Raw genomic sequence first — 15394 nt, forward strand, 5'->3', positions numbered from 1 at the left:
CCCTCCATCGTTCGTTGCAATGGAGGGAGCGAGAGAGCGCGTGTCACTTCGCGGGCGAGGTCTCGTCGACCCAGAGGTCCTCGACGTTCTGATGGGTCAGCTCGGTCGCGTTCAGCTGAATCCCCTTGAGCCATGGCTGCACCGCCATGACCGCCTTGTTGTAGTTGAAGAACCAGACCGGAGCCTCCTCGTAGAGCAGCGCATTGGCCTTTTGCAGCAGCTGGATGCGCTTGGCGGGATCGTCGGCCTGCCCGGCCTCGTCGACGATCTTGTCGAACTCGGCGTTCTTGAAGGTCGTGTAGTTGCAGGCCGGTTGCGGCGTCGACGAGTGGAAGCATTTGAGGGCAGCGAGCGGATCTGGGCCGCTCGCCTGGGAATAGATGAAGGCCTGATAGTCGCCGCTGCGCACCACCTCCGCCAGCACGGCGGTCTCGACCTGCTTGACCTTGGCCTTGATGCCAACCTTATCCAGCATCGGGATCACGGCCGAGACGATCGGCAATCCCCAGCTCTCATTCTGGCTGGTGGTCCATTCGAACTCGAAGCCGGAGGCGTAGCCGGCCTCGGTGAGCAGCTGCTTGGCCTTGGCGGGATCGTAGGGATATGGCTTCATCGCCTTGTCGTAGGCCGGAGCCGTCAGCGGCAGCCAGCTGGTGGCGCGGTAGGCCTTGCCCTTGACCAGCTTGTTGATGATCAGGTCGGTATCGATCGCGTAGTTGATGGCCTGCCGGACGCGCTTGTCGGCGAACGGCTTGAACGTGGGATTCATGCCCATGTAGCGCGTGAAGACCTCGGCGACCTCGACGATGGTGCCCTTGAGAGCGGCATCAGACTGATAGGCGACGTATTGCGCCGGCCCCAGCACAGAGGTGTCGATCTCCTTGTTGCGGAAGGCGACATCGCGCGCCGCGGCCTCGCCCATGACCGCGACGACGATCTTGTCGGCATAGGGCTTGCCGGGCTTGTAGAACCGGTCCCACCGCTCCAGCACGATGCGCGATCCCGGCACGTGCTCGACGAATTTGAACGGTCCGAGGCCGATCGGCTTCTGGATGAAGCTCTCCTTGGCGCCCTCATCAGCGGGATAGATCGAGGTCAGTGCGGTGAAGAAATAAAAGCCCGGATCGACCTTCTCGGTCAGCTTCATCTCGATGGTGAAGTCGTCGATCTTCTTTAGGCCGGAAATGTCCTTGGCCTGGCCCTTCTCGACCGCGGCCGCGCCCTCGATCACGCGGACAAACCGCGCGCCGGGATAGGCCTTGGTGCCGTCCATGATGCGGTTATAGGACCAGATGACGTCGTCGGCCGTCATCTGGCGGCCATTGTGGAAATAGGCGTCGTCGCGCAGCTTGAAGGTGTGAACGAGGCCGCCGCCCGAGACCACATCCTCCTTGGCGAGTTCCAGAACCGGTTTGCCTTCCGCCGAATTCCAGATGTAGAGCGACCGGTGCAGAGCCTTAGCGTAGATCTCGTCCTGGGCGCGCTGCGTGGTGTGGATATCGAGGCTCGTGAAGCTCGAGCCGTAGGGCGCGGTCATGCGGATGGTTCCGCCCTTGCGCGGTGTCTGGGCCTCCGCCGATCCGGCGAGCGCCAGCCCCAACCCCGCAACGATCGCAATCATCCTGAACATCATGTGCCCCCCAACAACGCAGGTGTATTCCGGTCAGAGATTTGATCATTCGCAGCGTGCCGAATGCAAGCTTCGTTTTTGATGGAGGCCAATGCCGGTTCCGAAGGCTGGCCCATAGGCGAGGCTCCCTCCGGAGGTCAGGTTGCATCCCCCAAGTGATGCAAGGCACCGATTGACGCGGTGCGTCATTGCACAGCCAGGAACAATGAACATTTTTCGTGATCGATGCGACCAAGCTCAGGATCACTATCTGAGCGGCAAGGATCGCCCAAAAAATGAATCGTCGAATGCTGAGTATCCTGCTCGCCGGCAGTTTGGTCGCCGCGACGGCGGCGATGGCGATCCCCGTCACGCCGGACCCTGCCCGCGACAGTCCGGCCAACACCGTCCACATCAGCTGGTCTCGCACCACGCAATCCAACGGGTATGTCGACGATACATGGTGGGCGCTCAGGGATCGTTGTGCCCCGGACTATCTTGGCGAGCGCCTGGTCTGCAACGCCATCGGACTTCTGGCACGGGTCACGAGCCGGACGTTCGAGACCAAAATGTCCGACGAATTGGGTCTGCCGCTGGCCGACCGTTGGGACCTGATGACCGCGAAGAATTCACCCTTCATCAGGTCGGCTCACGTCGAGACGCCGCTTGGTCTGGACGCCGTGCTCGGCTTCTATCGCGCTGCACTCGAAAAGCGCGGCTGGACTGAAAACGACGGTGCGGCCGTCGCGCCTGACCGTGCCGTTGTGACCTTCACGACTTCAGATGGGCCGGGGCTGCTCCGGCTTGTCCGTCAGGACAACATGACGATTGCCGACCTGTCGCTGCGCAAGCTGCTGGCCGCCACGACGAGCATCCGGCCGGCGCCGGACCGAGTGATGTTGTTGCTCGGCAACAAGATGGATGAAGCGGCCGATATCACCATCAATGAGCGAACCATCAGACTGGCCGCTCACGCCGGAGAGAAACTGATCGACTCCGACGCCGATGCGGACAAATTGCCTGATAGCCAGAAAATTGATCTGCCGCCGGGCAGGTACAAGATCACGCTCAAGCTCGACGGCAGCGCTGCGCAGGAGCGGGAGTTCGAGGTCGCGGCCAACGAGACCTGGGGCCTGCTGGTCGGCCCCGAGGGTGCCCCGCTGCCGATGCGGCTTTATTGAGGGCGCGCCTCCGCTCCCTCCCCGCCATCGCGAGTCTTCAACTCGACAATTCCGGCATCCAATCCCGCAGTTTTCGCGCGGCGCCGGTGACGTCGGCGATCGTCCGAAACGCCGCCGTCTCCACCATCATCGCCCTCGCCAGCCGTACGGCGCGGGCTTCGCTGATGGCGCGCTTCTTCGGGTCCTCGATCAACTCGAAATCGATGTTGTGCGCGAGGCCGAAGATGCGGCGGATGATTTTTGCGGCGGCGAAGCCGACGGCATCGGTGAACAGCCGCTGCATGTAGGTTTGGCGCTCGGCCTCCAGGCGCGCGACACCCTTCTCGCCGGCGAAGAGCGAAGCCGGGTAAGCGTCGCCTGCGGCGCCCGCGCGCCAGAGGTCGAGGAAGTTTCGGGAAAACTCGGTCCAGACCTGGTCGACCGTCTCCAGCACCCAGACCTCGAACGCGGCCCGCTCGCCCGGCGAGCGCTCGTGGCCGCTTGATGCAAAATAGGCCATCAAAAGGTTGGCCAGCACGGCGCCGACGTCGAACCCCATCGGACCAAAGAAAGCGAACTCGGGATCGATCACCCGCGTCTGGCTGTCCGTGACCATGATCGATCCGGTGTGGAGGTCGCCGTGCAGCAGTGCCTCGGGGCTGGCCATGAATTTCAGCTTCAGCCGGGAGATCGCGACATGCAGCTCCATGTCATCGCGCAGGCTTGCAGCAAGCGCATCGAGATACGGCGCGGTCCAGCGGTTCTGTTCGGCGATGCGGTAGGGATCGGTGAAGATCAGATCCTCGGTGATCTTGCAGAGCGCGTGGTTGCCGGCGAAAGCCGCGATGCCCTCCTTCTTCTCGGCCGCGGACAGCGCGAGATCGGAGGTGAAGAACAACGTTCGCGCCATGAAGGTGGAGATGTCGTCCACAAAGCGCGGATATTGCGTTGCCGCAACCAGCCCCTTGCGCATGATGATGTGGGGCTCGAGCAGCTCCATCACAGTCAGCGCCAAATTCTCGTTGTGATGCAGCAAAGCCGGCACGAGGCCGGGCGCGAGCTGGGCCTGCTTCGACAGCGCCAGATATTCGTAATGGGCCCGCGACAGCGGCAACGGCCAGCTTTCGCCGACGAGACGGACATAGGGCAGCGCCTGCTTCAGGGCGATGCCGCCGCTCGCGCCCTTGACGATGAAGACGAGGTTGAGATTGCCGTCGCCGACTTCGGTGATCCCCCAGCCGGCCGGCTCGCCGCCGAGCAGTGCTGCGATGTCGGGCAAGCCCGCGAGATAGTCCCGCAAGGCCGCCTCATGCAAAATCCGGTAGTCCCCCCGCTCCTGCGCCATGCCGATCCCATCCCATCCGTATGGGCCGGATCGTTACTCCCGCTCCAGGAAGCTCGAGCCGATCTCGGCCTTTCTTTTGATCGGATCGTAATCACAATAAACGAGGTCCGCCACCAGCGTATAGCTGGCGCTGACGTTGTATTTGTCCAGCTTGACCGAGTTCAGGCCGATCACCGAGGTGCTCTTGCCGCCGTTCCATTTGAACGGCGTCGAGCTCTTGGCCTGCTCGCAGGCCATCACGGCTTCATTGAAGACGTAGCCTTCGACGAACGCCTTCAAGGTGCGCACCTGCACCGCCATCCTCCATTCGACATAGCCGATGGCACTGATTCCGGCGACGATCAGCACCAGAAGCGCAATGACGATCCTCTGAAAAGTCATTCGTTTTCCCCCATTCGCAATCGAGCAACTGCAAAATTCTAGGCGCGTGACGCGACTAAGCAAAGTCTACCGCCGAGGTGCTGCACCTCTCCCCGACGGGGAGAGGTGCAGTTAGAACGGCATGCCCATCATCTTCGACAGGCGCTCGATCGAGAGATAGCCGGCGTGATACGCGGCGAGGCCGAGGCCATAGATGATCGCCGAGATGATCGTGGTCCAGATCAGCTTGCGGCCCATCCGGGTCAGGATCGGGGCGCCGGGGTCGGTGCCGGGCGCGCCGACGCCGTCCTCGTGCTGGCTGCGCACGCCGAACGGCAGCGTCAGGAACAGCGCGACCCACCAGATGACGAAGTAGATCGCGATCGCGGTCGATATCTGGATGGCCATGGGACGGCCTTATGCCTGCTCGATTTCAACCAGCGCGCCGGAAAAATCCTTGGGGTGCAGGAACAGCACCGGCTTGCCGTGGGCGCCGATCTTCGGCACGCCGTCGCCGAGCACGCGCGCGCCCTCCTTCACCAGCGTGTCGCGCGAGGCGATGATGTCGACGACCTCGTAGCAGACATGGTGAATGCCGCCGTCGGCATTGCGCTCGAGGAATTTTGCGATCGGCGAGGCGTCGCCGAGCGGCTCGATGAACTCGATCTTGGTGTTAGGGAGCGTGGCGAACACGGTGATAACGCCGTGCTCGGGCAGCGGCACGGCTTCCGAGATCTGCGCGCCGAACGCCGCACCATAGATCCTGGCGGCCTTGACGGCATCCTTGGTCGCGATCGCGACATGGTTGAGCCGGCCCAGCATGGTTCTCTCCCGTTAAACTGTCAGTACGTGTACCAGACAGAGGGGCTTTTTGCCCCAATGTTCGTTGATCACGGCCCGGACAGCGCGTCGCACCGACTCGGCGAGAGCGTCCGCATCGCGGCGGCGCGCCTTCGGCAGTCCCTCGATGGTCGACATCACGGCATCGAAGACGATGTCGTCGAAGGGCTCGCCTGCCCTGTTTTTCTCGGGGATGCCGACCAGATCGATCTCGGGATCGTCGGCGAGCTCGCCCTGCTCGGTCATGGCAATGGCGACGAAGGCGCAGCCGGAGAAGGCCATGCGCCGCCGCTCGACCACCGCGCGGGACTTGGAATCCTCCAGGATCGCGCCGTCCTTGTAGAGACGGCCCGACGGGATCTCGCCGATGATGCCGGGATCGCCGGGGCCGAGCTTGACGAGGTCGCCGTTGCGGCAGACCAGCACGCGCGGCACGCCGGCGGCGCGCGCCAGCTTGGCATGCTCGTGCAGATGCAGGGCCTCGCCATGGACGGGGATCAGGAGCTGCGGCCTGGTCCAGGCGATCAGGTCGCGCAATTCGTCGCGGCGGGGATGGCCGGAGACGTGGACCAGGTGATCGCGATCGGTGATGATCTCGACGCCTTGCAGCACCAGATTGTTGACGATCGAGCCGACCGCCTTCTCGTTGCCCGGGATGGTGCGCGAGGAGAAGATGACGCTGTCGCCGCGGTTGAGCGTGATCTCGGGGTGGTCGTCATTGGCGATGCGCGCCAGTGCGGCGCGCGGCTCGCCCTGGCTGCCGGTACAGAGCGCCAGCACCTTGTCCTGCGGCAGATGGCCGTAGATGTCGGGCGAGCGGAAATTCTGCACACCGTCGAGATAGCCGGTCTCGCGCGCGACCTGCACCACGCGCTCCATCGCGCGGCCGACCACGACGACCTCGCGGTCGGCGGCTTTCGCGGCGGCGGCCACCGCCTTGATGCGGGCGACGTTGGAGGCGAAGGTCGTCACGGCGACGCGGCCTTTGGCCGATTTCACGAGGTCGATGATGGTCCGGGCGACCTCGGCCTCCGAGGGCGAGCGGCCGTCGCGCACCGCGTTGGTGGAATCGCCGATCAGGGCGAGCACGCCCTCCTCGCCCAATTCGCGCAGCCGCTTCTCGTCGGTCGGACGCCCCAGGGTCGGGGTCGGATCGATCTTCCAGTCGCCGGTGTGCAGCACCGTGCCGGCCGAGCTGTGGATCGCCAGCGCGTGCGCCTCGGGAATCGAGTGCGCGACGGGGATGAATTCGACGTTGAACGGGCCGACATCGACGCGTCCGCCCGACGGCACCACCGTCACCGGAATCTTCGGCGCGTTGCGCTCGGCGGCGCATTTGGCCTCGAACAAAGCGGCGCTGAACTGCGTCGCATAGATCGGGCATTTCAGCTTCGGCCAGAGATCGATGATGGCGCCGAAATGGTCCTCATGGGCATGGGTCAGCACCAGGCCCATCAGGTTCTTGCGTTCCTTCTCCAGGAAGCTGATGTCGGGCATGATCAGGTCGATGCCCGGCAGATGCTCCTCGTCGCCGAAGGAGACGCCGAGATCGACCGCGAGCCAGGCGCGCTGCTGGCGGTTGCCGAGGCCGTAGATCGACAGGTTCATGCCGATCTCGCCGACGCCGCCGAGCGGCGCAAATACGAGTTCGTCGGGCTTCGCCATCACGCAGCTCCCACGGAGGCGACCGGGCCGAAGAACACTTCGCCCGCGGCCACCGGCACGAGGCGGCCCTCCGCGGTGCGGACGATCAGGCAGCCAGTGTCGTCGATGGTGTCAAAAATGCCTTCCAGCGTCATCGTTCCCGTGTGGATCGCGACCTTCTCGCCGAGACCGGCGGCGCGCTCCAGCCAAAGCTTGCGGATCTCGGCAAAGCCGCGGCCATTGTCCCAGATACCTCGGAACTCGACCCAGGCGTCGGATAGCGCGGAGAACAGCTCTTCCGCACCGATCTGGACGCCCAGCGCAGCCAGCGACACCGCGGGCGTCGGGGTGCCCTCGGGGGCGGCAACGACATTGGTGCCGATGCCCGCCACCACAGCGAGGCGATCCCCGATGGCCTCGGCTTCGAGCGCAATGCCGACCAGCTTCTTGCCACCGGCGAGCACGTCATTAGGCCATTTCAGGGCGTAGCGGGGACGGCCCTCGCCGAGGCGCAGCGCGGCCTCGAGGCTGACCTTCTCCAGCGCCGCCTCCTCCGCGAGCCCCGCGGCAAAGCCGAGCGTGGCGGCGACGGCGGGGGCGACGTCCATAACTTCGAGGATGCTGGCGGCGAGATTGCCGCGCGGCGCGATCCAGGCGCGCTGACGGCGGCCGCGGCCGGCGGTCTGATCCGATGTGACGAACCACATCGGGCCGCACTCCCCGGCCCTCGCCTGCTCGATCGCCTCGGTATTGGTCGAGCCGGTCCGTTCGAACGCCGCGAGCTTGTAGCCCGCGGCCGATGCGCGAGGACCGAGCGCGAAAGCCATCCTAGAACAGCGACTTTGCGGCGGCGGAGGCGACGCTCACCACCGGACCTGCGAACAGCGCAAACAGGATGTTGAACAGGCCCGCAACCGCCAGCACCGTCTTCACCTCAACGCGCACCGGATCGACCTGGCCGGCCGGCTCGTCGAAATACATCGTCTTGACGATGGCGAGGTAGTAGTAGGCGCCGACCACGCTGGTCAGCACGCCGATGACGGCGAGCGTGAACAGGTTCGCCTTGATGGCGGCGACGAAGACGTACCATTTGGCGAAGAAGCCGGCGAGCGGCGGAATGCCGGCGAGCGAGAACAGCAGCATCGCGAACATGAAGGCGAGCAGCGGATTGGTCCGCGACAGGCCGGCGAAATCGCTGATCTGCTCGACGGCCTGGCCGTTGCGGCGCATGGCGAGGATGATCGAGAACGAGCCCAGCGTCATCGCGACATAGATCACGATGTACATCAACACACCCTGCGCGCCCTCGACCGTGCCCGAGGCAAGGCCGACCAGCGCGAAGCCCATGTGGCCGATCGACGAATAGGCCATCAGGCGCTTGATGTTGCTCTGGCCGATCGCGGCGAACGAACCCAGTGCCATCGAGGCGATCGCCACGAACACCAGGATCTGCTGCCACTGCGAGACGATGCCGGGGAACGCGGTCAGCGTGACGCGGGTGAACACGGCGAGCGCGGCGACCTTCGGCGCCGAGGCGAAGAAGGCGGTGACCGGGGTCGGCGCGCCCTCGTAGACGTCGGGCGTCCACATGTGGAACGGCACGGCCGAAACCTTGAAGCAGAGACCGACGAGCAGGAAAACGAGACCGAATATCAGGCCGACATTGGAGACGGTCGCGGCCGCGGCGATGCCGGTGAAGCTGACCGTGCCGGTGAAGCCGTAAATGAGCGAAGCGCCATAGAGCAGCATGCCCGAGGACAGCGCGCCGAGCACGAAATACTTCAGGCCGGCTTCGGTCGACTTGGCATTGTCGCGATTCGAGGTCGCGACGACGTAGAGCGCCAGCGACATCAGCTCGAGGCCGAGATAGAGCGAGATCAAATCGCCGGCCGAGATCAGCACCATCATGCCGAGCGTCGAGAGCAGCACCAGGATGGCGTACTCGAAAATGCGGCGCGACGGGTCGGACAGGAACTCGGTCGACAGCACCAGCGTCACCGCCGAGCCGATCAGGGCCAGGATCTTCATGAAGCGAGCGAAGTCGTCGACGATGAAGCTGCCGCCGAAGGTCACATGCTTGCCCGCGGGCAGCATGTATTCGAGCACGCCGACCACGACCAGGAGCACGACCGCCAGCGAGGTGACCGCGCTGGTGGTGCCCTGCCCGCGATAGGCACCCAGCATCAGGAGCGCCATCGCGCCGATCGCGAGCACGATCTCGGGCAGCACCGGCGCCAGTTGATATCCTGCAGTCTCAAAGCTCATGACGATATCCTGACCTGCCCGATCACTGGAGCAGTGCGGCGGCCTTCACGGCCGTCACAGCGGTGTTGTAATTGTTGACGAGTTGCTGGACCGAGGCGGCCGACATGTCGAGCACCGGCTTCGGATAGACGCCGAACAGGATCGTCAGCGCGATCATCGGGAACAGCGTCAGGCACTCCCGGAAGGTGAGATCCTTCATGCTCGCCAGTGACGGCTTGACCAGCGCCCCGAACACGACCTTGCGGTAGAGCCACAGCGCGTAGCCCGCCGACAGGATCACGCCGAAGGTGGCGAAGAACGCCGTCGGGATCGAGACCTTGAAGGTGCCGAGCAGCGTCATGAACTCGCCGACGAATCCACTCGTGCCGGGCAGACCGACATTGGCCATGGTGAAGACCATGAAGGTCATCGCGTAGAGCGGCATCCGGTTGACGAGGCCGCCATAGGCCGCGATCTCGCGGGTGTGCAGCCGGTCGTAGACGACGCCGACGCAGAGGAACAGCGCGCCGGAGACGATGCCGTGCGAGATCATCTGGAACATGCCGCCGGCGACGCCCTGCATGGTGCCGGCGAAGATGCCCATGGTGACGAAGCCCATATGCGCGACCGAGGAGTACGCGATCAGCTTCTTCATGTCCTCCTGCATCAAGGCCACCAGCGAGGTGTAGATGATGGCGATGGCCGAGAGCGTGAAGATCAGCGGCGCGAAGTCGTGCGAGGCCAGCGGGAACATCGGCAGCGAGAAGCGCAGGAAGCCGTAGCCGCCCATCTTCAGGAGGATCGCGGCCAGGACCACCGAGCCCGCGGTCGGCGCCTCGACGTGCGCGTCGGGAAGCCAGGTGTGCACCGGCCACATCGGCATCTTCACCGCGAATGAGGCGAAGAAGGCCAGCCAGGCCCAGGTCTGCAAGGAGCGCGGCACGGCGGTGTGCATCAGGGTCGGGATGTCGGTGGTGCCGCCGTTCCAGTACAGCGCCATGATGGCGAGCAGCATCAGGACCGAGCCAAGCAGCGTGTAGAGGAAGAACTTGAACGAGGCGTAGACCCGGCGCGGACCACCCCAGACGCCGATGATCAGGAACATCGGGATCAGGCCGCCCTCGAAGAACAGATAGAACAGCACGAGATCCAGCGCCGAGAAGGTGCCGACCATCAGCGTTTCCAGGATCAGGAACGCCATCATGTATTCGCGGACGCGGTTGGTGATCGCCTTCCAGCTCGCGATGATGCAGAACGGCATCACGGCGGTGGTGAGGATCACCAGCGGCAGCGAGATGCCGTCGACACCCATGTGGTAGGTGATGCCGGTGGCGAGCCAGTTCGCCTTCTCGACGAACTGGAAGTCGGGATTGGCGGGGTCGAAGCGCATGACCAGGATCACCGACACCGCGAAGGTGATCAGCGTGGTCCAGAGCGCGATCCAGCGCGAATTGCGCTTGGCCGCCTCGTCATCGCCGCGGCTGAGATAGACGATCAGCGCGCCGACCAGCGGCAGGAACGTCGTGACCGAAAGGATGGGCCAGGTCGTCATTTACTGGCCTCCAAAGCCGAACATGAACCAGGTGATCAGGCCGGCGGCGCCGATCAGCATGGCGAACGCATAGTGATAGAGATAGCCGGTCTGGATCTTCACGACGTTGCGGGTGACGTCCAGCACGCGGGCGGAGACGCCGTCGGGGCCTAGGCCGTCGATGATGAAGCCGTCGCCCTTCTTCCAGAGCTGGTAGCCGATCCACTTCGCCGGACGGACGAAGATGATGTCGTAGAGCTCGTCGAAGTACCATTTGTTGAGCAGGAACTGGTACAGCCCCGGCTGCTCTTTGGCGAGCTGGACCGGGATGTAAGGCCGCTGGATATAGAACAGGTACGAGATCAGGAAGCCCATCACCATCATCACCGTCGGCAGGAAAGCGATGGTCGCGGGGATGTGGTGCATCTCCTCGATGATGTGGGGGTTCATCTTCACGGACTCGCGGAAGAACTCCTCGACGCCGTGACCGGCGAACAGCTCCTTGAACGGGAAACCGGCCAAGATCGAACCAACCGCCAGCACGCCGATCGGGACCAGGATCCAGAGCGGAGCTTCATGCGCGGCCTCGTAATGATGCTCGTCATGCGGCTCGCCGTGGAAGGTCTTGAAAATCAGGCGCCAGGAGTAGAACGAGGTCAGGCCGGCGGCGACGACCGTCATCAGGAAACCGTACACCCCGAACGGATTGTGCGAGGCGTAGGCGGACTCGATGATCGCGTCCTTGGAGAAATAGCCGGCGGTGAGCGGGAAACCGGTCAGCGCCAAGGTGCCGACCACCATCACCGCATAGGTGTAGGGGATCTTCTTCCAGAGGCCGCCCATGTTGCGGATGTCCTGCTCGTGGTGCATCGCATAGATCACCGAGCCGGAGCCTAGGAACAGCAGCGCCTTGAAGAAGGCGTGCGTGAACAGATGGAACATGCCGACCGAATAGGCCCCTGCCCCCATCGCGACGAACATGTAGCCGAGCTGCGAACAGGTCGAATAGGCGACGATGCGCTTGATGTCGTTCTGGACGAGGCCGATGGTCGCCGCGAAGAACGCCGTGGTGGCGCCGAAGAACATCACGACGGCCTGCGCATTCGGGGCGAGCTCGAACAGCGGCGACAGGCGCGCCACCATGAACACGCCGGCGGTGACCATGGTCGCGGCGTGGATCAGCGCCGAGACCGGCGTCGGGCCTTCCATCGCGTCCGGCAACCAGGTGTGCAGCAGGAACTGCGCGGACTTGCCCATCGCGCCCATGAACAGGAGGAGACAGGTCAGTGTCAGCGCGTCGGCATGCCAGCCGAGGAAGTCGATGGTCTTGCCGGTAAGGCCAGGGGCCGCATGGAAGATCGTCTCGAAATCGGTCGAGCCGGCCAGCATGAAGATCGCGAAGATGCCGAGCGCAAAACCGAAGTCGCCGACGCGGTTGACCACGAAGGCCTTGATCGCTGCGGCGTTCGCCGACGGCTTCTGGTACCAGAAGCCGATCAGGAGATAGCTGGCGAGACCCACGCCTTCCCAGCCGAAGAACAGCTGCACCAGGTTGTCGGCGGTCACCAGCATCAGCATGGCGAAGGTGAACAGGCTAAGATAGCCGAAGAAGCGCGGCCGATACGGATCCTGGTCCATATAGCCGATGGAATAGAGGTGGACGAGCGAGGACACGGTCGTCACCACCACCAGCATCACGGCGGTGAGCGTGTCGACGCGCAGCGTCCACCAGACCTGGAGGTCGCCGGAGAAGATCCAGGGCAGCAGCTGGATGCGGGCATCGTGGTGCATGAAGCCGACATCGACCAGCGTCATCCAGGACAGCGCCGCCGAGACGAACAGCAGCGCCGTCGTGATCAGCTCGGCACCGCGCGAGCCGGCAGCCGCCGGCTCGGTCGGGCCATGGCCGTCGTGCCCGTCACCGGGCTCGTGATGGCTCTCGTGGATGACGGAGGCATCCTCGTTGATCGTATCGGACGCATGGGCATGCGCACCATGACCGTGGTCACCGTGATGCTCGAGCTCGTCGCCTGAGGGGTTGCGGGCATGCGCGCCGAACAGCGCGATCAGGCCGGCCAGAATGGCGCCCAGCAGAGGCAGAAAGACAATTGCCTGAACCATGACTGAGCTCAGCCCTTCATCAGATTGACGTCCTCAACCGCGATCGAGCCGCGGTTGCGGAAATAGACCACCAGGATGGCGAGACCGATCGCAGCTTCAGCGGCTGCAACGGTCAGCACCAAAAGCGCGAAGACCTGGCCGACGATGTCGCCGAGGAAGGTCGAGAACGCGACGAGGTTGATGTTGACCGAGAGCAGGATCAGCTCGATCGACATCAGGATGACGATGATGTTCTTGCGGTTCAGGAAGATGCCGAGAATGCCGAGCGTGAACAGGATCGCGCCGACCGCCAGATAATGTCCGAGCCCGATCGTCATTTCACCCACTCCGCCGCATCGGCATCCGAGAGCCCCTGCCCCGGCGCCACCTTGCGCATCGCCATCGCCATCTCGGGCGTGCGTGCGTTCTGAACATTGATGTCCTGCCGCTTCACGCTCGCCTTGTGGCGCAGCGTCAGCACGATAGCGCCGATCATGGCGACCAGGAGCACCATGCCCGCGAGCTGGAAGTAGTGGATGTACTTCGTATAGAGCACCAGCCCGAGCGCCTCGGTGTTGCTGACATTGGCCGGGATCGCCGCCGTGATCGTCTTTGAGACGCCGGGGTTGATGACCCAGAAGCCGACCGTGAGCAGCAGCTCGAACAGGAAAATGCCGCCGATCACCAGGCCGACCGGCAGGTACTCGATGAAGCCCTCGCGCAGCTCGGTGAAGTCGACGTCGAGCATCATGATCACGAACAGGAACAGCACCGCGACGGCGCCGACATAGACGACGATCAGGATCATCGCCAGGAATTCGGCGCCCATCAGCACGAACAGGCCGGAGGCGTTGACGAAGGCCAGGATCAGGTACAGCACGGAGTGCACGGGATTGCGCGAGACAATCACCATCACGGCCGAGGCGACGCAGACGCCGGCGAAGAGATAGAAGAACAGCGCGGGAAGGATCATGCCCTCACCTCACCGGTACGGCGCGTCGAGCTCGATCGCTTTCGCGATCTCGCGTTCCCAGCGGTCGCCGTTGGCGAGCAGCTTGGCCTTGTCATAGAACAGTTCCTCGCGGGTCTCGGTCGCGAACTCGAAGTTCGGACCTTCGACGATGGCGTCGACCGGACAGGCCTCCTGGCAGAGGCCGCAATAGATGCACTTCACCATGTCGATGTCGTAGCGCACGGTGCGGCGGGTGCCGTCGTTGCGGCGCGGGCCGGCCTCGATGGTGATGGCCTGCGCCGGACAGATCGCCTCGCATAGCTTGCAGGCGATGCAGCGTTCTTCGCCGTTCGGATAGCGGCGCAGTGCGTGCTCGCCGCGGAAGCGCGGCGAAATCGGCCCCTTCTCGAACGGATAGTTCAGCGTCGGCTTCGGCTGGAAGAAATAGCGCATGGCGAGGAAGAACGCCGAGACGAATTCCGACAGCAGAAGCGAGCGTGCAGTGGCGTTGACGTTGATACCCATGACGGCCCTCACTTCGGCGCGATGCCGGCGAAGTGCAGCACGCCGGCCACCACGATCACCATCGCCAGCGACAGCGGCAGGAACACCTTCCAGCCGAGGCGCATCAATTGATCGTAGCGGTAGCGCGGCACGATCGCCTTTGCCATCGCGAACAGGAAGAACATGAAGAAGACTTTGAGCGAGAACCAGATGATCCCCGGCACCCAGTTGAAGGGCGGCAGGTCGACCGGCGGCAGCCAGCCCCCGAGGAACAGGATCGTGGCCATCGCGCACATCGTGACGATCGCGACATACTCGCCGAGCATGAACAGCAAATACGGCGTCGAGCCGTATTCGACCATGAAGCCGGCGACGAGCTCGGATTCCGCTTCGACGAGGTCGAAGGGCGGACGGTTGGTTTCCGCCAGCGCCGAAACGTAGAACACCACAAACATCGGGAACAGCGGCCAGACGTACCAGTTCAGGATGGTGAGCTGCGGCAGCCCGATCAGGCTGGCAAGACCGCGGGCGTGCTGGGCCTCGACCACGGCCGACAGGTTCAGCGTGCCGGCGCAGAGCAGCACCGTGATGATGACGAAACCGATCGAGACCTCGTAGGACACCATCTGTGCCGCCGAGCGTAGCGCGGCCAGGAACGGATACTTCGAGTTCGACGACCAGCCGGCCATGATGATGCCGTAGATCGACAGCGACGAGATCGCGAAGATGAAGAGGATGCCGACATTGATGTCGGAGATCACCCAGCCGAGATTGGTCGGGATCACCGCCCAGGCCGCGAGCGCGAGCACGCACGACACTAGCGGGGCCAGCAGGAACACGCCCTTGTTGGCGCCGGAGGGAATGATCGGCTCCTTCAGCACGAACTTGAGCAGGTCGGCGAAGGATTGCAGCAGGCCCCAGGGGCCGACCACGTTCGGGCCGCGGCGGATCTGCACCGCCGCCCAGATCTTGCGGTCGGCGAGCAGGATGTAGGCGATCGCGACCAGCAGGACGACGAGCACGAGGATGCTCTGCGCGACCATGATGATCAGCGGCCAGAGGAATCCGGTCCAGAATGCGCTTTCGAAGAATTCCATCAGATCAC

The 15394-nt window shown here is 63.9% G+C and carries 15 protein-coding genes; 1 reads left to right on the forward strand and 14 read right to left on the reverse strand.

Annotation, left to right across the window (positions count from 1 at the left end):
• Positions 1-43 precede the first annotated feature (43 nt).
• The gene (locus IVA79_RS04595; RefSeq protein WP_247550687.1) at positions 44-1633 is read right to left on the reverse strand and encodes an ABC transporter substrate-binding protein; all 1590 of its coding nucleotides are present in this window, start codon (positions 1631-1633) and stop codon (positions 44-46) included.
• Positions 1634-1965: 332 nt separating this feature from the next.
• Between IVA79_RS04595 and IVA79_RS04600 the strand changes: the two genes are divergently transcribed.
• Positions 1966-2790 carry a hypothetical protein gene (locus IVA79_RS04600; RefSeq protein WP_247550688.1) on the forward strand — a complete coding sequence of 275 codons (825 nt, stop codon included), beginning with the start codon at positions 1966-1968 and terminating at the stop codon, positions 2788-2790.
• Positions 2791-2827: 37 nt separating this feature from the next.
• On the opposite strand, the gene mtnK is transcribed toward IVA79_RS04600, so the two are convergent.
• The 13 genes from mtnK to nuoH form a co-directional block, all read right to left on the reverse strand.
• Positions 2828-4114, reverse strand: coding sequence for an S-methyl-5-thioribose kinase (gene mtnK, locus IVA79_RS04605; protein ID WP_247550689.1), 1287 nt, complete (start codon positions 4112-4114; stop codon positions 2828-2830).
• Between the two features lie 33 nt (positions 4115-4147).
• Positions 4148-4495, reverse strand: coding sequence for a hypothetical protein (locus tag IVA79_RS04610; RefSeq protein ID WP_247550690.1), 348 nt, complete (start codon positions 4493-4495; stop codon positions 4148-4150).
• A 111-nt stretch (positions 4496-4606) separates the two neighbouring features.
• Positions 4607-4882 (reverse strand): DUF1467 family protein, encoded by a 276-nt coding sequence (locus tag IVA79_RS04615; RefSeq protein WP_247321719.1) that lies wholly within the window; start codon positions 4880-4882, stop codon positions 4607-4609.
• Between the two features lie 9 nt (positions 4883-4891).
• The gene (gene mce / locus IVA79_RS04620; protein WP_247550691.1) at positions 4892-5296 is read right to left on the reverse strand and encodes a methylmalonyl-CoA epimerase; all 405 of its coding nucleotides are present in this window, start codon (positions 5294-5296) and stop codon (positions 4892-4894) included.
• Positions 5297-5308: 12 nt separating this feature from the next.
• Positions 5309-6979 (reverse strand): ribonuclease J, encoded by a 1671-nt coding sequence (locus IVA79_RS04625; RefSeq protein ID WP_247550692.1) that lies wholly within the window; start codon positions 6977-6979, stop codon positions 5309-5311.
• Entirely contained in the window at positions 6979-7785 is an 807-nt protein-coding gene (locus IVA79_RS04630; protein WP_247550693.1) for a biotin--[acetyl-CoA-carboxylase] ligase, read from the reverse strand. The genes IVA79_RS04625 and IVA79_RS04630 overlap by 1 nt, the downstream gene beginning before the upstream one ends.
• 1 nt (position 7786) lies before the next feature.
• Positions 7787-9223, reverse strand: a complete 1437-nt coding sequence (gene nuoN / locus IVA79_RS04635) for an NADH-quinone oxidoreductase subunit NuoN (RefSeq protein ID WP_247550694.1) — start codon at positions 9221-9223, stop codon at positions 7787-7789.
• Positions 9224-9245: 22 nt separating this feature from the next.
• Positions 9246-10754 (reverse strand): NADH-quinone oxidoreductase subunit M, encoded by a 1509-nt coding sequence (locus IVA79_RS04640; protein ID WP_247550695.1) that lies wholly within the window; start codon positions 10752-10754, stop codon positions 9246-9248.
• The gene (gene nuoL, locus IVA79_RS04645) at positions 10755-12854 is read right to left on the reverse strand and encodes an NADH-quinone oxidoreductase subunit L (RefSeq protein WP_247550696.1); all 2100 of its coding nucleotides are present in this window, start codon (positions 12852-12854) and stop codon (positions 10755-10757) included.
• A gap of 8 nt (positions 12855-12862) precedes the next feature.
• Entirely contained in the window at positions 12863-13171 is a 309-nt protein-coding gene (gene nuoK / locus IVA79_RS04650) for an NADH-quinone oxidoreductase subunit NuoK (protein WP_008547737.1), read from the reverse strand.
• Complete coding sequence (locus IVA79_RS04655; protein ID WP_247550697.1) at positions 13168-13806, reverse strand: NADH-quinone oxidoreductase subunit J; 639 nt, start codon at positions 13804-13806, stop codon at positions 13168-13170. Before IVA79_RS04655 ends, nuoK begins: the two co-directional genes overlap by 4 nt.
• A gap of 9 nt (positions 13807-13815) precedes the next feature.
• On the reverse strand, positions 13816-14304 hold the full coding sequence (nuoI, locus tag IVA79_RS04660) for an NADH-quinone oxidoreductase subunit NuoI (RefSeq protein WP_028149056.1): 489 nt from the start codon (positions 14302-14304) through the stop codon (positions 13816-13818).
• Between the two features lie 14 nt (positions 14305-14318).
• Complete coding sequence (nuoH, locus tag IVA79_RS04665) at positions 14319-15386, reverse strand: NADH-quinone oxidoreductase subunit NuoH (RefSeq protein WP_247550698.1); 1068 nt, start codon at positions 15384-15386, stop codon at positions 14319-14321.
• Positions 15387-15394: the final 8 nt, after the last annotated feature.

The sequence above is a fragment of the Bradyrhizobium sp. 138 genome (assembly GCF_023074075.1).
Taxonomy (GTDB): Bacteria; Pseudomonadota; Alphaproteobacteria; order Rhizobiales; family Xanthobacteraceae; genus Bradyrhizobium.